Genomic DNA, 2,066 nt, shown 5'->3' with positions numbered 1-2,066 from the left:
CGTCGTCCGCCGCTACCCCACCATCCGCCGACGCCCTGGCAGCCGCCGCTAGCCCGGCATCCGCCGACTCGCTGCCAGCCGCCGCTACCCAGCCATCTAGTGCCCTGCCGGCTGCCGATGCGCTGCCATCTGCCGATGCGCCGCCATCGGATCCGGCCCGCGCCGAGCTCCGAGCGATCGTGGAGAACGTGAGCGGCGCAACCGGCAAGCGCTATGCGGTCCACGACGATGCCGGGCACGTGATGGACACCGCCAAGATCATCCAGGACACGACCGGCGGCTACCTCGCCGTCTCACACCATCTCGCGGCCGACGGCCACTTCCGGGTCAACCTCGCCACCTCGACCGACCTCCTGAACTGGCACTGGGTCCGCGAACTGGCCGGAAGCAACACCGGGCCGGCGTCCCAGCCGACGATCGCCCAGGCATCCAACGGCGGCTTCGTGCTCGCCTGGGAGCAGGAGCAGCCCGGAGGCGGCAACAACCACCTCGCCTTCCGCTACTTCGCCAGCCGCACCGCCCTGCTGGCCGGCCAGGTCACGCGATCCTTCGACGCCCCACGCCAGCTGTCATCCTGCGCCGCGGGCACTCCGAACATCTACGGGATCACGCTCTCCCCCGATATCGACCACTCGACGATCGATATCGGTGGGCACTACTGGTGGAACTGCGACCGGGACAGGCAGCAACGCGGCCGCCTGACCAACTTCAACTCCTGGAGCACCGCAGCACAGCCGAACTACGACAACGCCCTCCTGTACTGGGGCGTCGACGGCAACATCGGCGACCGCGACCAGGCCGTCTTCCGCGGCTACAGCTTCGGTCTGATCGAGGGCCAGTACACGAAGGGCGACTTCGGCTCCTGGCGCACCTTCGTGTACGACTACCAGACCGGCAACGCCGACCAAACCAGCATCCGCACCGACGGCGGCAGCACAGCCTTCGCGAATCCAACCATCACTGCCCTCCAGGCACCGAACGGCCAGCCGGCGATCCTAGTCACCCTCTTCATCCCCAGCGAAGGCGCTGCACCGGGCGAATCCGGCCAGCTCATCTACTACCAGACCTACTAATGTCCGAAACCTTCAAGACACCGCGCCCGTCCGGCGACACGATCGAAACATGCCAACGACCCAACGCAGCACCACAACAACTCGAGCCGGCTCCACGACCTCAGACCTGACAACCCTCATGAACGTTGGCCAAGCAGTAGCTGGCTACCTCCAACGCGCAGGCATCACCAAAGTCAGCCAACTAACCGGCCGCGACCCGGTCGACATCTACGACACCATCTGCACACTCGACGCCCGCCGCCACGATCCGTGCCTCTTGGACACCATCATGTCCGCCGTAGACCAAGCCAATGGCAACCCCGCCCGCCCCTGGTGGACCTACACCCCCACCCGCAAACAACTCCTCGACTAACACCCCGAACAACCCATCCACCCCGAACGTCCCGCGCACACCGCCGCCACCGAGCGCCGCGCACGCCGGTGCACCGTGTGCCCACGAGTGCCGCCTACGCCAGTGCACCGCGTACCCGCGCCGCCTGTGCCAGTGTCGGCGGATGCCCGTGTCCGCACCCGCCGCCGAGCGACCGCGCCGGCGAGCGCCGCGTGTCCCGCTGCCGGCGAATGCCCGCGTGTCCGGCCGCCGTGGTTGCGGCAGGAAGGGCTTCGCCCCGATGACTCCCCCCAGTCCGCATACAGCGGGGCGGTGCCGCGGCGTGTGCCGGCGCCGACGAGTGCCGCGCTTGCCGCTCCCGGCGAGCGCCGCATGTGCCGACGCCAGCGAGTGCCTGTGCGTGCCGGCGAGTGACCGTGCCGGCGAGTGACCGTGCCGGCGAGTGACCGTGCCGGCGAGTGACGATAGCCGACCTCGCCTACTCCCAGCTCCATCCACCGGGCCGGAGGTTCTGTGCCATCCACCGTGCCGGGAGTTTCCGGACGTGCCGGGAGCTTCCGGACAATGTGTTAAGGGCCACCCCAGTGGGGTGGCCCTTAACAGTGTGAATGTCCGGCGGCGTCCTACTCTCCCACGACCTCCCGGTCGCAGTACCATCGGCG

General features: G+C 68.3%; 2 protein-coding genes. Both read left to right on the top strand.

Annotation, left to right across the window (positions count from 1 at the left end; translation table 11 throughout):
* Nucleotides 1–1,073, top strand: a 1,073-nt coding sequence (locus ACZ6O0_RS41965; RefSeq protein ID WP_465770687.1) for a hypothetical protein, incomplete at its 5' end; no start/stop codon positions are given.
* A 49-nt stretch (nt 1,074–1,122) separates the two neighbouring features.
* On the top strand, nt 1,123–1,425 hold the full coding sequence (locus ACZ6O0_RS41960; RefSeq protein ID WP_465770686.1) for a helix-hairpin-helix domain-containing protein: 303 nt from the start codon (nt 1,123–1,125) through the stop codon (nt 1,423–1,425).
* The last annotated feature ends 641 nt before the right edge of the window (nt 1,426–2,066 follow it).

The organism is Kribbella sp. NPDC048837 (assembly GCF_055586945.1).
This window is presented reverse-complemented; position numbering and strand designations above follow the sequence as displayed.